This window comes from Microbispora oryzae (assembly GCF_017896165.1).
Lineage (GTDB): Bacteria > Actinomycetota > Actinomycetes > Streptosporangiales > Streptosporangiaceae > Microbispora > Microbispora oryzae.
On the sequence record NZ_JAFCNB010000008.1, the window covers coordinates 1 to 14,635 of the forward strand.

12 protein-coding genes, 1 tRNA gene and 1 pseudogene are annotated in these 14,635 nt (G+C 70.7%); 5 read left to right on the forward strand and 9 right to left on the reverse strand.

Features of this window, described 5'->3' with window-relative positions; genetic code table 11:
- The 3 genes and pseudogenes from JOL79_RS16170 to JOL79_RS16180 form a co-directional block, all read right to left on the reverse strand.
- Positions 1 to 154: pseudogene (locus tag JOL79_RS16170) on the reverse strand (sulfate adenylyltransferase subunit CysD); the annotation flags it as partial.
- Positions 141 to 941 carry a 3'(2'),5'-bisphosphate nucleotidase CysQ gene (locus JOL79_RS16175; RefSeq protein WP_210156653.1) on the reverse strand — a complete coding sequence of 267 codons (801 nt, stop codon included), beginning with the start codon at positions 939 to 941 and terminating at the stop codon, positions 141 to 143. The gene JOL79_RS16175 and the pseudogene JOL79_RS16170, both read right to left, overlap by 14 nt.
- Positions 942 to 943: 2 nt before the next feature.
- The gene (locus tag JOL79_RS16180) at positions 944 to 2,389 is read right to left on the reverse strand and encodes a sugar transferase (RefSeq protein ID WP_210156896.1); all 1,446 of its coding nucleotides are present in this window, start codon (positions 2,387 to 2,389) and stop codon (positions 944 to 946) included.
- A 130-nt stretch (positions 2,390 to 2,519) separates the two neighbouring features.
- On the opposite strand from JOL79_RS16180, the gene JOL79_RS16185 reads away from it, so the two are divergent.
- Positions 2,520 to 3,158 (forward strand): 3'-5' exonuclease, encoded by a 639-nt coding sequence (locus JOL79_RS16185; RefSeq protein WP_210156654.1) that lies wholly within the window; start codon positions 2,520 to 2,522, stop codon positions 3,156 to 3,158.
- Here the strand turns inward: JOL79_RS16185 and pth are convergent.
- The 5 genes from pth to JOL79_RS16210 form a co-directional block, all read right to left on the reverse strand.
- Positions 3,133 to 3,750 carry an aminoacyl-tRNA hydrolase gene (gene pth, locus JOL79_RS16190; protein WP_210156655.1) on the reverse strand — a complete coding sequence of 206 codons (618 nt, stop codon included), beginning with the start codon at positions 3,748 to 3,750 and terminating at the stop codon, positions 3,133 to 3,135. The two genes, JOL79_RS16185 and pth, sit on opposite strands and share 26 nt — an antisense overlap.
- An 81-nt stretch (positions 3,751 to 3,831) precedes the next feature.
- The gene (locus JOL79_RS16195) at positions 3,832 to 4,425 is read right to left on the reverse strand and encodes a 50S ribosomal protein L25/general stress protein Ctc (protein WP_210156656.1); all 594 of its coding nucleotides are present in this window, start codon (positions 4,423 to 4,425) and stop codon (positions 3,832 to 3,834) included.
- Positions 4,426 to 4,571: 146 nt separating this feature from the next.
- Positions 4,572 to 5,549 carry a ribose-phosphate diphosphokinase gene (locus tag JOL79_RS16200; protein ID WP_210156657.1) on the reverse strand — a complete coding sequence of 326 codons (978 nt, stop codon included), beginning with the start codon at positions 5,547 to 5,549 and terminating at the stop codon, positions 4,572 to 4,574.
- Between the two features lie 174 nt (positions 5,550 to 5,723).
- Positions 5,724 to 7,226 carry a bifunctional UDP-N-acetylglucosamine diphosphorylase/glucosamine-1-phosphate N-acetyltransferase GlmU gene (gene glmU / locus JOL79_RS16205; protein WP_210156658.1) on the reverse strand — a complete coding sequence of 501 codons (1,503 nt, stop codon included), beginning with the start codon at positions 7,224 to 7,226 and terminating at the stop codon, positions 5,724 to 5,726.
- A 174-nt stretch (positions 7,227 to 7,400) separates the two neighbouring features.
- Positions 7,401 to 7,472 (reverse strand) — tRNA-Gln (locus JOL79_RS16210).
- A gap of 341 nt (positions 7,473 to 7,813) precedes the next feature.
- On the opposite strand from JOL79_RS16210, the gene JOL79_RS16215 reads away from it, so the two are divergent.
- From JOL79_RS16215 to JOL79_RS16230, 4 genes are all read left to right on the forward strand, one after another.
- Positions 7,814 to 8,752 carry an acyl-CoA desaturase gene (locus JOL79_RS16215; protein ID WP_210156659.1) on the forward strand — a complete coding sequence of 313 codons (939 nt, stop codon included), beginning with the start codon at positions 7,814 to 7,816 and terminating at the stop codon, positions 8,750 to 8,752.
- 163 nt (positions 8,753 to 8,915) lie between these two features.
- The gene (locus tag JOL79_RS34020) at positions 8,916 to 10,046 is read left to right on the forward strand and encodes a TetR/AcrR family transcriptional regulator (RefSeq protein ID WP_307848552.1); all 1,131 of its coding nucleotides are present in this window, start codon (positions 8,916 to 8,918) and stop codon (positions 10,044 to 10,046) included.
- A 68-nt stretch (positions 10,047 to 10,114) separates the two neighbouring features.
- The gene (locus JOL79_RS16225) at positions 10,115 to 12,202 is read left to right on the forward strand and encodes an RNA degradosome polyphosphate kinase (protein ID WP_210156660.1); all 2,088 of its coding nucleotides are present in this window, start codon (positions 10,115 to 10,117) and stop codon (positions 12,200 to 12,202) included.
- A 3-nt stretch (positions 12,203 to 12,205) separates the two neighbouring features.
- The gene (locus JOL79_RS16230; protein WP_307848553.1) at positions 12,206 to 13,126 is read left to right on the forward strand and encodes an NUDIX hydrolase; all 921 of its coding nucleotides are present in this window, start codon (positions 12,206 to 12,208) and stop codon (positions 13,124 to 13,126) included.
- Here the strand turns inward: JOL79_RS16230 and JOL79_RS35430 are convergent.
- A complete protein-coding gene (locus JOL79_RS35430) occupies positions 13,119 to 14,567 on the reverse strand; it encodes a CYTH and CHAD domain-containing protein (protein ID WP_210156661.1) in 1,449 nt (482 codons plus the stop codon). The genes JOL79_RS16230 and JOL79_RS35430 overlap by 8 nt on opposite strands.
- Positions 14,568 to 14,635 lie beyond the last annotated feature (68 nt).

Below are 14,635 nucleotides of genomic sequence, written 5' to 3' on the forward strand. Positions count from 1 at the left end.
CCTTCTCCGCCACCCGCACCATCACAATGGAGTCCTTGCCGCCGGAAAACAGCAGACAGGGACGCTCGAACTCGGCCGCGACCTCACGCATGATGTGGATCGCCTCGGCTTCGAGCACGTCGAGCTGCGACGTGGTGTAGTCACGTTGAAGCATTGGGCTTCCTCTGGGGAGACTGGTGCAGGTCACGGATACAGGCGAGCAGCGTTGGCGCCAGATCCGGTAGGGAGACAAGGATATCCGGCAGCGACGGGTCCGACTGGTTGTAGGTCAGCGGCGAGCCGTCGATCCTGCTCGCGTGGGCTCCTGAGGCGAGCGCCACGGCGACCGGTGCGGCCGAATCCCATTCGTACTGGCCGCCCGCGTGCACATAGGCCTCGACCTCTCCGGTGAGCACGGCGGCGATCTTCGCGCCCGCGGAGCCGATCGGGACCGGCTCCGCGCCCAGCCGTTCCGCCAGATCCCGGACGAACTCCGGGGGGCGGGTGCGGCTGACCGCGACGCGGAAGGGCTCGCCCCGCGCCGGCGCCTTCGGCAGCTCGGGGGGCTCCACGGTCGTGAGCGTACGGCCCTGGGCCGGCAGGGCCACCGCCCCGGCGGTGAGCGCGCCGCGCTCCCACAGGGCGACGTGGACGGCCCAGTCGGACCGGCCGGCCTCGGAGAACTCACGGGTGCCGTCGAGCGGGTCGACGATCCACACGCGGGACGCCGACAGCCGTGCCGGATCGAGGCGCTCCTCGCGGGTGGCCTCCTCGGACAGGACGGCGTCCTCGGGCCGGAGCCGCCGGAGGGCGTCCATGAGATAGAGGTGTGAGGAGCGGTCGCCCGCGTCCTTCAGCGCCCGCTGGTCGGCGAAGCCGTGCCGGGCGCGCAACTCCAACAGCCGCGCCCCCGCCTCGGTCGCCAGTTCGCCGGCGAGAGCGTGGTCGTCCCTCATCGTCATCCTCAGTAGGCTCCCGCCCCGCTCATGACCGCGGACCATGTCTTCCACAGGATCTGAAGATCCAGCATGAGCGACCAGTTTTCGACATAACGCAGGTCTAACCGTACCGATTCCTCCCAGGAAAGATCAGACCGGCCGTTCACCTGCCACAGACCCGTCATTCCGGGTCGTACAACGAGCCTGCGCCGCACGTCGTCCCCATACCTGGCGACCTCCTCCGGCAGCGGCGGGCGCGGGCCGACCAGCGACATGTCGCCCCGCAGCACGTTGATGAGCTGGGGCAGCTCGTCGAGGGAGTAGCGCCGCAGCCGGGCGCCCAGCGGTGTGACCCGGGGATCGCACCGGATCTTGAAGAGCATCCCGTCCGCGTCGCTCGCCAGCTCGATCTTGCGCCGCTCCGCGTCCTGTCCCATCGTCCGGAACTTGAGGATGGTGAACTCCGCGCCGTCCCGGCCCACCCGGGTCTGCCGGAACAGCACGGGCCCCGGCCCGCCGGCCCGTACGGCGGCCGCGAGCACGGCCAGCAGCGGCGCCAGGGCGACCAGCACGACGGCGGCCACGATCCGGTCGAAGGCGTTCTTCATGAGCCGGCGCACCCCCGTCAGCTCCGGGTGCTCCACGTGCAGCAGCGGCAGCCCGGCCACCGGGCGGATCGCCGTACGCGGGCCCGCGACCTCCATCAGGGCCGGGGCCACCACCAGGTCGGTGCGGCTGCGCTCCAGCCGCCAGGCCAGCCTGCGCAGCGCCGGCCCGTCCAGCTCGGGGCAGGCGAGCACGGCGACGGTGTCCGCGCGCACCTGTTCGACCACGAGGGCGACGTCGGTGAAGTCGCCGAGCACCGGAACGTCCGCGATCGCCCCCTCGCCGTGGCCGGGCAGGCAGGCCGCGACCACCTCCATGCCGTGGTAGCGCTCCCGGCGGAACCGGGTGACGAGATCGGCGACCGCGCGCCGGTGCCCGACGGCCACCACGCGGCGCATGCACTCGCCCCGGCTCGCCCGCCGCCGGTGCAGCCGCCTGCGCAGGCCGTACCGGACGCCCAGCGTGAGCGCCCCGGTCAGCGGGAGCGTGATCACGACGTAACCCCGGGCGAGGTCGGTCCTGGTGACGTACGCCGCGATGGCGACTCCGGCCAGCAGTGTGAAGGCGCACTGCGCGATCCGGCGGAACTCCTCCTGCCCGACCCCGATCAGGCGGGCCTCGTAGGCGCGGTTCAGGCCGAGCGCCGCGACCCAGACCACCGGCAGGACCGCGCTCGCCGCGACGTACGGGGTCGTGTACGGGGTAACCTCACCAAACCGGACCACTACGGCGACGGCCCCGGCGAGGAGGGCGCACAGCATGTCGCAGACGGCGGCGCGGAACCGGTACCTGGCCGTCCAGACCGGAGTCACCCGCGCGGGAGCCGCCGCCCGGCCGCCCGGCCCGCCGGCGACGATCGCGAACATCTCGCCGTCGAGCACGCGGACCCCCTCGCTCGCCCATCCCGATCCCCCGGACCCGTGACGTGCGGTCACGCACGGTCACAGACAGTCATGGGATGGTAGCGGTCCTACGGCGGGGGCAGCAGGGAGATTCATGAAAGCCGAAACGTACATATCGGTCGACATCGAGGCGGACGGGCCGATACCCGGGCCGTACTCGATGATCAGCTTCGGCATGTGTGTCGCCGGGCGCATGACCGGGCGGCGGTTCGAGCGGATCGATCCGGAAACGGCCACCTTCTACGCGGAGCTGCGGCCGATCAGCGACGCGTACGCGCCGGAGTCCCTGGCGGTGAGCGGGCTCGACCGCGACCGGCTGCTGCGGGAGGGCCGCGACCCCGCCGAGGCGATGCCGGCCGCCGCGTCCTGGGTGGCGGAGGTCTGCGGCGGCACGGTGCCCGTGCTGGCCGCGTTCCCGCTCGCCTACGACTGGATGTGGATGTACTGGTACTTCCTGCGCTTCGCCGGTGAGTCGCCCTTCGGGCACTCCCGGTGCGTCGACATCAAGACGCTGTACGCCGCCAAGGCGGCCGTCCCGGTCATGTGGGCGACCAAACGGCAGATGCCGCGGGAGATCCGGTCCGGCCGGAACCACACCCACCACGCCCTCGACGACGCCCTTGAGCAGGCCGAGCTGCTCCAGAACCTCATGCTGTGGCCCGGCCCCCGCCGGGACACGCCGGAGCCCGCCGTGTACGACGGGCCGCTCAGCGGGGCGGCTTCGCCGGGTTGAGGTCGCCCGCGTGGAACCGGTTCTGGGTGGCTTCGAGCCCGGCCGTCATCAGCGACTCGACCATGTCGGCCGCCCGGTCGACCAGGAACGGCAGGTCCTTGCGCTCGGCCGTGGCGAAGTCGCGGAGCACGAACGCCGCCGGGTCCATCCGCCCGGGAGGACGCCCGATGCCGAACCTGATCCTGGGGTAGTCGCGCGTGCCCAGCGACTTGGTGATCGACTTCAGCCCGTTGTGGCCGTTGTCGCCGCCGCCCACCTTCGCGCGCAGCGCGCCGTACGGAACGTCGAGCTCGTCGTGGACGACGACGACCCGGTCGGGCGTCACCTTGAAGAAGTCGGCGAGCGCCTTCACCGGGCCGCCGGAAAGGTTCATGAACGACAGCGGCTTGGCGAGGACGGCGGGGAGCCCGGCCAGGCGCCCCTCCACGACCTCCGCCCGCGACCGATGCGCCTTGAAGCGTCCGCCGGCCCGCGCGGCCAGCTCGTCGAGCACCATGAAACCGGCGTTGTGCCGGTTTCCCTCGTACTCGGGGCCGGGATTGCCCAGGCCGACGACCAGCCACCGCTGCGCCGGCTCGGCGTTGGAAAGCATCACCGTCTCCTCACCACGGACTCCTCACACAGAGAAGTCCTCCACAGGCCATGCCGTGGAGGACTCTCTCATGAACGGGGCCTACTCGGCGGACTCGGCGCCCTCCGCGGCCTCGCCGGCCTCCTCCGGCAGCGCTGCCGACGGAGCCGCGATCACCTGGAGGACCAGGGCCTCGGGGTCGGTCGCGAGCGTCGCGCCCGAGGGCAGCCGCAGGTCGCTCGCGTGAACGGCGAAGCCCGCGTCCTGACCCCCGACCTCGACCTCGACACCGGTCGGGATGTGGGTCGCCTCAGCCTCGACCGCGATCGTCACGAGCTGCTGCTCGACGATGGCGCTGCCGATCGGGTCGCCGACGACCGTGATCGGGATCTCGACGGTGACCTTCTCGCCCCGCTTGACCAGCAGCAGGTCGACGTGCTCAAGGAAGCCCTTGATCGGGTCGCGCTGGACGCCCTTCGGCAGGGCGATCTCGTTGATACCCTCACCCTCCAGGCGGATCAGCACGTTCGCCGTGCGGAGCGCGAGCAGCAGCTCGTGGCCCGGCAGGGTCAGGTGCTTGGGCTCGGTGCCGTGACCGTACAGAACGGCGGGAACCTTGTTGGCGCGGCGGATCTTGCGCGCGGCGCCCTTGCCGAACTCGTTGCGGGGCTCGACGGCGATGCGTACTTCGGACACGGCACATCTCCTAGGGATGAACTCGGATGAATTCCACGGGTTGGCGCGCTCCCCCTCACCCGCCCTAGCGGAAGGCGTTACGAGCGCAACCTGAGCACTCTATCGTGCTTTCGCGCCTCGCCCGGACGGACCGGCGAGGCCGGGCGTCAGCTGTCGCCCTCGAAAAGGCTGGTCACGGAGCCGTCCGTGAAGACCTCCGTGATGGCCCGCGCGATCAGCGGCGCGATCGACATGACCGTGAGGCTGTCGAACTTCTTCTCCTCGGGGATGGGGAGGGTGTTGGTGACCACGACCTCGGAGATCCGGGAGTTCTTCAGCCGGTCGACCGCGGGGTCGGAGAAGACCGCGTGGGTCGCCGCCACGATGACGTCGGTCGCCCCGTGCTCGTAGAGCGCGTCGGCCGCCTTGCAGATCGAGCCGCCGGTGTCGATCATGTCGTCGATCAGCACGCAGGTCCGGCCCCGGACCTTGCCGACCACCTCGTGGACCTTCACCTGGTTGGCGACGTCCAGGTCGCGCCGCTTGTGGATGAACGCCACGGGGGTGCCCAGCGAGTCGGACCAGCGCTCCGCCAGCCGCACGCGGCCGGTGTCGGGCGAGACGATCGTGGTGGTGGCCGGATCGAGCTTCTCGCGAAGGTAGTTGATCAGCACGGGCATCGCGAACAGGTGGTCGACCGGGCCGTCGAAGAAACCCTGGATCTGCGAGGTGTGCAGGTCGATCGACATCAGCCGGTCGGCGCCCGCCTGCTTGAACAGGTCCGCCATGAGCCGCGCCGTGATCGGCTCGCGGCCGCGGCCCTTCTTGTCCTGCCGGGCGTACCCGAAGAACGGCATGATCACGGTGATGCGCTTGGCGGAGGCCCGCTTCAGGGCGTCCACCATGATGAGCTGCTCCATGATCCACTGATTGATCGGCGCCGTGTGGCTCTGGATCACGAAGGCGTCGCAGCCGCGCACCGACTCCAGGTAGCGCACATAGATCTCGCCGCTGGCGAAGTCGCGCAGCGCCGTCGGCGTGATCTCCACGCCGAGTTCGGCGGCGACCTCGTCGGCCAGCTCCGGGTGGGCGCGGCCGGCGAAGAACATCAGGTTCCGCTCGCCCGCCGTCTTCTTCCCGCTCATGCCGCGCTCCTCGCCCGGTCCTTGTGGTCGCTCACGGTGTCCTCCTGACCTGGCCCAACGGGCGTTACGCGGTGAGCCCGCGCCTCTTACAACTGCCTGTTACAACTGCCTGTTACAACTGCCTGTTACAACTACCGATGCCGCACGGCGGCGCCGCACGGCGTGCCCGTCCGGTCACGGGGCCGGGGCGGCGCCGTCGCTCCGCCCCGCGTCACCCGGCCGTCCGGCGTCCTCAGAGGGGCTGTTCGCGGCCTCCGCGGCCGCGCGTTCCGCCGCGGCGGCCGACGCGGTTCCCGGCCTGCGGCGGGAGACCCAGCCCTCGATGTTGCGCTGCTTGCCGCGCGCCACCGCCATCGCCCCAGGCGGCACGTTGGAGGTGATGACGGAGCCGGCGGCGGTGTAGGCGCCGTCGCCGATCGTCACCGGCGCCACGAGCATGTTGTCGCTGCCCACCCGGACGTGGTCGCCCACGATCGTCTGGTGCTTGGCCACGCCGTCGTAGTTCACGAAGACGCACGACGCCCCGATGTTCGAGCCGGTCCCGATCGTCGCGTCCCCGACGTAGGTCAGGTGCGGCACCTTGGAGCCCTCGCCGATCCGCGCGTTCTTCGTCTCCACGAAGGTGCCGATCTTGCCCTTCGCCGCCAGGACCGTACCCGGACGCAGGTAGGCGAAGGGGCCGACGGACGCGCCGGGACCGACCACCGCGCCGTCGGCGACGGTGTTGCGGACCACGGCGTCCTCGCCCACAGTCGTGTCGGTGAGCGTGGTGTCCGGGCCGATCTCGGCGCCCGGCCCGATGCTGGTGGCTCCCCGCAGGTGGGTGCCGGGGTGGATCACGGCGTCCGGCTCCAGCGTCACGCCGGCGTCGATCCAGGTGCCGGCGGGATCGACGATCGTGACCCCGGCCAGCATGTGCCCGGTGAGGATGCGTTCGTTGAGCACCCGGCGCGCAAAGGCGAGCTGGACGCGGTCGTTGACGCCCTCGACCTCCACATGGTCGCCGGCGACGTGGGCGCCCACGCGGTGCCCGTCCTCACGGAGGATGGCGAGCACGTCGGTGAGGTACTCCTCGCCCTGGGCGTTGGCCGCGCCGATCCGGCGCAGGGCGCTCGCCAGTAGGGCGCCGTCGAAGGCGTAGACGCCCGAGTTCATCTCGTCGATCGCCCGCTGCTCGGGGGTGGCGTCGCGTTCCTCGACGATCTCCAGGACCGCTCCGCCCGCGTCGCGGACGATCCGGCCGTACCCGGTCGGGTCGGGGACTCTCGCGGTGAGGACAGTGACCGCGTTGCCGTCGGCGGCGTGCCGTTCCAGCAGGGCCGCCATCGTCTCGGCCCGCAGCAGCGGCGTGTCACCGTACGTCACCAGGACGGTGCCGTCGACCGGGCCCTCGGCCTCGATCGCCGTGCGTACGGCATGCCCGGTGCCGTTCCGCTTCTCCTGGACGACGGTGCGGACCTCGGGGACCGTGGCCGCCAGGCGGGCGGTCACCCGCTCGCGCTCATGCCCCACCACCACGAGCAGCGACTCGGGGTCCAGCTCACGGGCGGCGGCGAGCACGTGCTCCACCAGGGCTCGGCCACAGATCTCGTGGAGGACCTTGGGGGTTTTCGACTTCATCCGGGTGCCCTCGCCCGCGGCGAGGACGATCACGGCTGCCGGGCGCGGCACACTCACGGACTGAGGCTCCCTCGGCGTCGCGGCTGATCTTTGATCGGTTTCGCGGCTTCCGTCCGGTCACTACCCGTGAACCGCACGGACATCCGCCCGACAAGGTGAGCTTACCTGGCAGTCGCCGAACCGGCCCCCCTACCCACCCTTGCCACCGCAAAGGGGCCGGTGAACGCACAGCTCCGGCGCCAGGGCTCGAACCTGGACAACGGACTCCAAAGGACCGCGGGCTGCCAATTACCCAACGCCGGAAAAACCCGACACCCGCCCATCAGGCGGATGCCCGGCTCCTCCACCTTACCGGTGCCGGGGCCGGATGGCCCGTAGTCAACGCAATCAAGAACGCCCGCGGAGCGGGCCCCCGTCAGGCACTGTGAGGCACGGTTAGGCGCTGTTAGGCCCTCGGGAAACCGGGCAGGGCCCCAGGAGTGATGCGCTGATAGCAGAAATCACCCGCCGGATGCAAGGCGTGGACCCGCCACCAGATCTGTACGGGAGCGTCACCTTCCACACATTCAGGGGTGGAGTCTCGTAACTTACGATGGCGTAGGTTACGGTTGCGTAGCCAACCAATCTCGTACGTGAGGTAGCCCATGACCATCCTGACCGAGCGCCCCTCGCCTCAACCGAAGCCGGAGTTCGAGCCCGAGAACAAGACCAGAGCCGAGCTGATCACGTTCGGCGTCGTGGTCGGAGCGCCCATTGTCGCTCTGATCGCCGCCATTCCGCTCGTGTGGGGATGGGGTCTCGGCTGGACGGACATCGCCATCGCCGCCGTTTTCTATGTTGTGTCGGGGCTCGGAGTCACGGTTGGTTTCCACCGGTACTTCACCCACGGGTCGTTCAAGACCAACCGCGCACTGAAGATCGTGCTGGGCATCGCGGGCAGCCTCTCGCTGGAGATGTCGGTGCTCGACTGGGTGGCCACGCACCGCAAGCACCACAAGTTCTCCGACAAGGAGGGCGACCCCCACTCCCCGTGGCGCTTCGGCACCGGGTTCAAGGCGCTGTCCAAGGGCCTGCTGTACGCGCACATGGGCTGGCTGTTCGAGGCCGAGCGGACCAACCGGGCCAAGTACGCGCCCGACCTGGTCAAGGACCCGGACATCATGAAGCTCCACAAGTGGTTCCCGGCCCTCGCCATCACCTCGCTGCTGCTTCCCGGCGTCCTCGGCGGCCTGCTCACCTGGTCGTGGCAGGGCATTCTCACCGCGCTCTTCTGGGGCACCATCATCCGCATCGGGCTGCTCCACCACGTGACCTGGTCGATCAACTCGATCTGCCACGTCTTCGGCGAGGAGGCGTTCGAGGTCCGCGACAAGTCGCGCAACGTGTGGTGGCTGGCCATCCCGTCCTTCGGCGAGTCGTGGCACAACCTGCACCACTCCGACCCCACCTGCGCCCGGCACGGCGCCCTGAAGGGGCAGATCGACCTCAGCGCCGGCGTCATCCGCTGGTTCGAGAAGGCCGGCTGGGCCTACGACGTGCGCTGGCCGACTCCCGAGCGTCTGGCGGCGAAGCGACTTGGCTGACCCCAACCCTCGTACGGCCGCCGGGGCGCCCGCCGAGGCGCCCGCGGCGGCCTTACCGTCCGTGTCCTCACCGGCCGGATCCACACCGGGCCCTGGTTCCACACCGAGCCCCCGTTCCACACCGAGCCGAACCGGCGGTGCCCGGCGCGTCATGATGGAACCTGTGAGCGAGTCCTCCCGAGCCCGAAGACGCATGACCGGCGCGGAGCGGCGTGAGCAGCTGATCCAGATCGGCCGGGCCCTCTTCGCCGAGAAGGGCTTCGACGGCACCTCCGTCGAAGAGATCGCGGCCACCGCCAAGGTGTCCAAGCCCGTCGTGTACGAGCACTTCGGGGGCAAGGAGGGCATCTACGCGGTCGTGATCGACCGGGAGATGCATCGGCTGCTCAGCCTGGTCACGCAGGCGTTGTCGGCCTCACACGCCCTGGTGAAGCTGGAGCGCGCCGCGCTGGCGCTGCTGCAGTACATCGAGGAGAGCAGCGAGGGGTTCCGCATCCTGGTCCGCGACTCCCACGCCGCGTCGGGCACCGGGACGTTCGCCAGCCTCATCTCCGACATCGCCAACCAGGTCGAGGACGTCCTGGCCGACGAGTTCAGGGAGCGCGGCTACGATCCCAAACTCGCGCCCATGTACGCGCAGATGCTCGTGGGGATGACCGCCCTGACCGGCCAGTGGTGGCTGGAGGAGCGCAAACCCCGCCGCGAGGAGGTCGCGGCCCATCTGGTCAATCTCTCCTGGAACGGGCTGACCGGCCTCGACCCGAGTCCCACCCTCACGGCGGCCAGCCGCGGGCTGATCCTGGCCCCCGAAACCCGGCCGGCACGGCCGAGCGAGCGGGAGCTCAAGGAGCTGGAGAAGGCCCGCGAACGCGAGCTCAAGGAGCAGGAGAAGCTCCGGCGCGAGCAGGAGAAGGCCCGCGAACGGGAGCAGCGCGAGCGGGAGAAGGCCAGGGAACGCGAGCTCAAGGAGCAGGAGAAGCTCCGGCGCGAGCAGGAGAAGGCCCGCGAACGCGAGGAGCGCGAGCGGGAGAAGGCCAGAGAACGCGAGGAGCGCGAGGAGCGGGAGAAGGCCAGGCAGCGCGAGCGGGAACGCGCCCGGCAGCGCGAACGCGAGGAGCGCGAGCGGGAGATGCTCGCCGCCCAGGAGCACGAACGGCTTCCGCTGGAGGAGCCCGGGCTCGCGGCCCGCACGGCCCACGCCGCCCAGACGAGCAGCCACCCAGGCCACCCAGGCCACCCAGCCGACGCGGCCCCCGGCGACCCGTCCCGACCAGGCCGGTTAGGAGCGGTCTGACGCCGTCTGACGGTTTCGTTGCTGCGACGTTAACGTTATCTTCAAGAAACTAGGGCATATTTCCTTATATGTCCGCCCAAAGCTCCCCTGCCGCTGACCCGGAGGTGGTCACGCTCCCCGAGCAGGCCCCCCTGCCCTTCGACCGATTCCTCAATCGCGAGGAAAGCTGGCTCCAGTTCAACGAGCGCGTACTCGAACTGGCGGAGGACCCCTCGGTCCCCCTCCTCGAACGCGTCCGGTTCCTGGCCATCTTCGCGAGCAATCTGGACGAGTTCTTCCGGGTCCGTGTCGCGGGGCTCAAACGCCGCATGGCGACGGGACTGTTACTGCGGACCACGAGCGGGCTCAAGCCGAGCGAGGCGCTGAGCAAGATAGCGACCGTCGCCGACGAGCTGGCCCGCAGGCACGCGACCGTGTTCCACGAACAGCTGTGCCCCCAGCTCGCCGAGGCGGGCATCGAGATCGTCCGATGGGACGACCTGGCGCGCGAGGAGCGGACCGCGCTGCGCAAGCTGTTCCGTGAGCGGATCAGGCCGGTGCTGACACCGCTGGCGGTCGACCCCGCTCACCCGTTCCCCTACATCTCGGGTCTCTCGCTGAACCTCGCGGTGACCGTGCGCAACCCCGCCACCAAGAACACCGTCTTCGCCCGGGTCAAGGTCCCGTCGCAGCTCCCCCGGTTCGTGACCGCGTCGAAGGACCGGTTCGTCCCCATGGAAGATGTGATCTCCGCGCACCTGGGCGAGCTGTTCAAGGGGATGGAGGTCCTCCAGCATCACGTCTTCCGCGTCACCAGGAACGAGGACCTGGAGATCGACGAGGACGTCACAGAGAACCTCATGAAGGCCCTGGAGCGGGAGCTGCTGCGGCGCCGCTTCGGCCCGCCGGTGCGGCTGGAGGTCGAGGACACGATCACCCCCGAGGTTCTCGACCTGCTCGTGGAGGAGCTGGGCGTCTCCGGCCACGAGATCTACCGGGTGCCCGGCCCGCTCGACCTGACCGGGCTGCACGCCATCGCCGACCTCGACCGTCCCGAGCTGAGCTTCCGCCCGTTCGTGCCGGGCGAGGCGGTGAGCGCCGAGGACGACCTGTTCTCCGTGCTGCGCGAGCGGGACGTCCTGGTGCATCACCCGTACGACTCGTTCGCCACGAGCGTGCAGCGGTTCGTCGAGGAGGCGGCGGCCGACCCCGACGTCCTGGCGATCAAGCAGACGCTCTACCGGACCAGCGGCGACTCCCCCATCGTCGACGCGCTGATCGACGCGGCCGAGGCCGGCAAGCAGGTCGTGGTCGTGGTGGAGATCAAGGCCAGGTTCGACGAGCACGCCAACATCTCCTGGGCGCGCAAGCTGGAGACGGCCGGCTGCCACGTCGTCTACGGCGTGGTCGGCCTGAAGACCCACTGCAAGCTCGCGATGGTCGTGCGGCAGGAGGCGGGCGGCGAACTGCGGCGCTACTGCCACATCGGCACCGGCAACTACAACCCCAAGACCGCGCGGCACTACGAGGACTTCGGGCTCCTCACGGCTGACCGGCAGGTCGGCGAGGACGTCACCGACCTGTTCATCCACCTGACCGGATACTCCCGCCAGTCGGAGTACCGCCGGCTGCTGGTCGCGCCCGACTCCCTCAGGCAGGGACTGCTGACCAGGATCGAGCAGGAGATCGCACACCGGCGGGCGGGCCGTCCCGCGCGGATCCGCATCAAGACCAACTCGCTGGTCGACGAGCCGATCATCGACGCGCTCTACCGGGCCTCCCAGGCGGGCGTGCCGGTCGACGCGTGGGTGCGCGGGATCTGCACGCTGCGGCCGGGCGTCCCCGGCCTGTCGGAGAACATCCGGGTCCGCAGCGTCCTCGGCCGGTTCCTGGAGCACTCGCGGATCTACGAGTTCGGCGCCGGGCGCCGTCCGGAGATCTGGATCGGCAGCGCCGACCTCATGCGGCGCAACCTCGACCGGCGGGTCGAGGCGCTGGTGAAGGTCTCCAGCCCGCAGCACCGCAAGTACCTCTCCGACCTGCTCGACCTCGCCATGAGAGACGACACCACGGCGTGGACGCTCGACTCCGAGGGCAAGTGGCTGCGCCACCGCGGGGAGATCGACCTGCAGCACCACCTGATCGGGAGCAGGCGGTGGCGCACCGTGGACGACTAGCGCGTGAGCGAGGCGGACGGGATGCCGACGAACATGATCCGGGCCGCTGGTGCCGTGGTCTGGCGGGGGGACGAGGCGGCCCCGGAGGTCGCCCTCGTCCACCGGCCCAGATATGACGACTGGAGCCTGCCGAAGGGCAAGCTCCAGCCGGGGGAGCACGTCGTCGCGGCCGCGCTGCGCGAGGTGGCCGAGGAGACCGGCCTCGACGTGGTGCTGGGCCGCGCGCTGCCGCCCGTCCACTACATGCGGGACGGGCGGCTGAAGCGGGTCGACTACTGGACCGCCCGCGTGGCGGACGACCCGTCCCGCGACGGCCCATCCAGGGACGCCGCCTCCCATGCGCCGGACGAGGTCGACGAGGTGGCCTGGTTCCCCGTGGAGGAGGCGCGGCGGCGGGTGACGTACCGGTGGGACGCCGACCTGCTGGGCACGCTCACCGCGGCGCCGCTCGTCACCACCCCGCTGATCTTCGTACGGCACGCGCTGGCCGGGTCACGGCAGGAGTGGCGGGGCGACGACGACCTCCGGCCGCTCGATCGCCGGGGACGGGCCCAGGCCCGGACGCTCGCGGACGTCCTCCGCGCTTACCGGCCCGGCGTCCTGGTGACCTCGCCCAGCCTGCGCTGCGTCCAGACCGTGGAGCCGTACGCGGACCTGACCGGCCGGGAGCCGCGCCGGGAGGCGGCCCTGTCGGAGAGCGGCTTCGACCCGGCCGAGGCCGACCGCGTCGTACGCGATCTGGCCGCCTCCGGAGAGGCGGCCGTCGTGTGCAGCCACGGCAAGGTCCTGCCGCATCTGCTCGCCCTCGCGTACGGCCGGCCGCCGGCCGACGCCAACCTCGCCAAGGGCGGCCTGGCAGTCTTCAACCGGGTGCCGAACCGGGCAGGCGGCCGGGTCGTCACCGTGGAGCGCTACCTCACGTGACCGAGGCCCAGACCGCGGGGAACTCGGTGTGGGCGCGGATCGCCTCCATCCGCTCGATCCCGGCGAGCACGCCGTAGGTGAAGGTGTCCTCCCCCGCCTGCCGCGCGGTCTCGGCCTCGCGCAGCAGCACCTCCTGGGCGACGACGCCGTCCTGGTGACGTCCCAGGACCTCCTGCACGGTCTCCGCCCGTCGCGCCTTCGCGTCCATGCCGACGGCCTCGGCCGTGTAGCGGGCCCGCTTCGCCGCCTTGCGCACCTCGTGCATCGCGGTCTCGCGCTCCTCCCCCTCCAGCGCCTGGGCGGTGTCGTACGCGCGGACGACCCGCGACCAGCCCTTGTCCACGATCTTCGGCAGCACCTTGGCGGCGTCCTTGACGGCGAGGGCGGTCAGCGGCGGATCGGCCACCAGCGCGTCGAGGGCGTCGAGCAGCGCGAAGTAGCGGTCGCCGCTGAGCGTCTCCCTGATGCGCCCGTACGCCTCCTGCTCGCGGGCCAGCAGGTCCTCCCCGAGCCGCCGGCGGACCGGCCCGGCGACCAGTGCGGGTTCGAGGCCGTCGAGCCGCTTCGCGAGGCGGGCGCGGATGACCTCCAGGTCGCGCGCCTCGCCGAGCACCTCGCCCAGCCACTTGAGCTCACCCTGGAGCTCCTCGGTGTCCGGCACCACGCGCCTGAACGCCTTGAGCGCGCTGCGCAGCCGCCGGGAGGCCACCCTGGCCTGGTGGACCGCGTCCTCCTCGGCCAGCCGCACCTGCGGGTCCTGCGCCGCCAGGGCGTTCACCTGGGACCGCAGGTAGCCGACGACGGCCTCGCCCGCGGAGCCGGGCTCCGGCCGCACCTGCGGCCGGATCGGAATCTCACCGAGCAGGCGCGCCAGCTTGCTGGCCGCCGGCGAGGGGGTGGCCCCGGCCTTGCGCAGGCGCTTGGACACGCGCCGCAGCACGTCCTCGCCGCCGTCCTTGAGCTCTGCCTCCACCTCACGCCAGCGCCGTACGACGGGCTCGTCGCCGAAGACGGTCCCCTTGACCCGGTCGTCGGCCACCTCGACCAGCACCGTCTCGTCCGAGCCGAGCAGCTTGGTGACTCCGCGGCGCGTCTCCAGCTGAGCCACCGGCGCCAGCGGAGCACCACGGGTGTACGCGAGGACGAGCTGCGCAAGCTCGGCGGGAACGATCTTGGCGCTCCTGGTCAGCGGGAACTGGATCTCCTTTCTGCCGCCCTTGGCCCTGGGCAGCTTGAGGTGCCAGCCCGCGTCCTCCCCGCCGCGGCGCCGGCGCAGCGTGACGCCGCGGGCGGCCAGCCGGAGGTCGGGAGTGTCGAAGTAGATGGCCACGAGCTGGCTGCTGAGCGCGTGGTAGACGTCGGCGCAGCCCTTCACGCCGGCCAGGTCGGGCACCGCGAACTCGGCCGGCACGTCGAACTTGTCCTCGATTTCGATCGGCACGAGTACTCCCTATCTGAACGGATTTCTACCTATTTATGGCCATAGTGCCACGCGAAGGTAAACAGATC

What these genes read in the sequence shown, in the direction of transcription:
- JOL79_RS16175 (WP_210156653.1), bottom strand. Translation starts at nt 941, where the DNA reads ATGACGATGAGGGACGACCACGCTCTCGCCGGCGAACTGGCGACCGAG.
- JOL79_RS16180 (WP_210156896.1), bottom strand. Translation starts at nt 2,389, where the DNA reads ATGTTCGCGATCGTCGCCGGCGGGCCGGGCGGCCGGGCGGCGGCTCCC.
- JOL79_RS16185 (WP_210156654.1), top strand. Translation starts at nt 2,520, where the DNA reads ATGAAAGCCGAAACGTACATATCGGTCGACATCGAGGCGGACGGGCCG.
- pth (WP_210156655.1), bottom strand. Translation starts at nt 3,750, where the DNA reads ATGCTTTCCAACGCCGAGCCGGCGCAGCGGTGGCTGGTCGTCGGCCTG.
- JOL79_RS16200 (WP_210156657.1), bottom strand. Translation starts at nt 5,549, where the DNA reads ATGAGCGGGAAGAAGACGGCGGGCGAGCGGAACCTGATGTTCTTCGCC.
- JOL79_RS16215 (WP_210156659.1), top strand. Translation starts at nt 7,814, where the DNA reads ATGACCATCCTGACCGAGCGCCCCTCGCCTCAACCGAAGCCGGAGTTC.
- JOL79_RS16225 (WP_210156660.1), top strand. Translation starts at nt 10,115, where the DNA reads ATGTCCGCCCAAAGCTCCCCTGCCGCTGACCCGGAGGTGGTCACGCTC.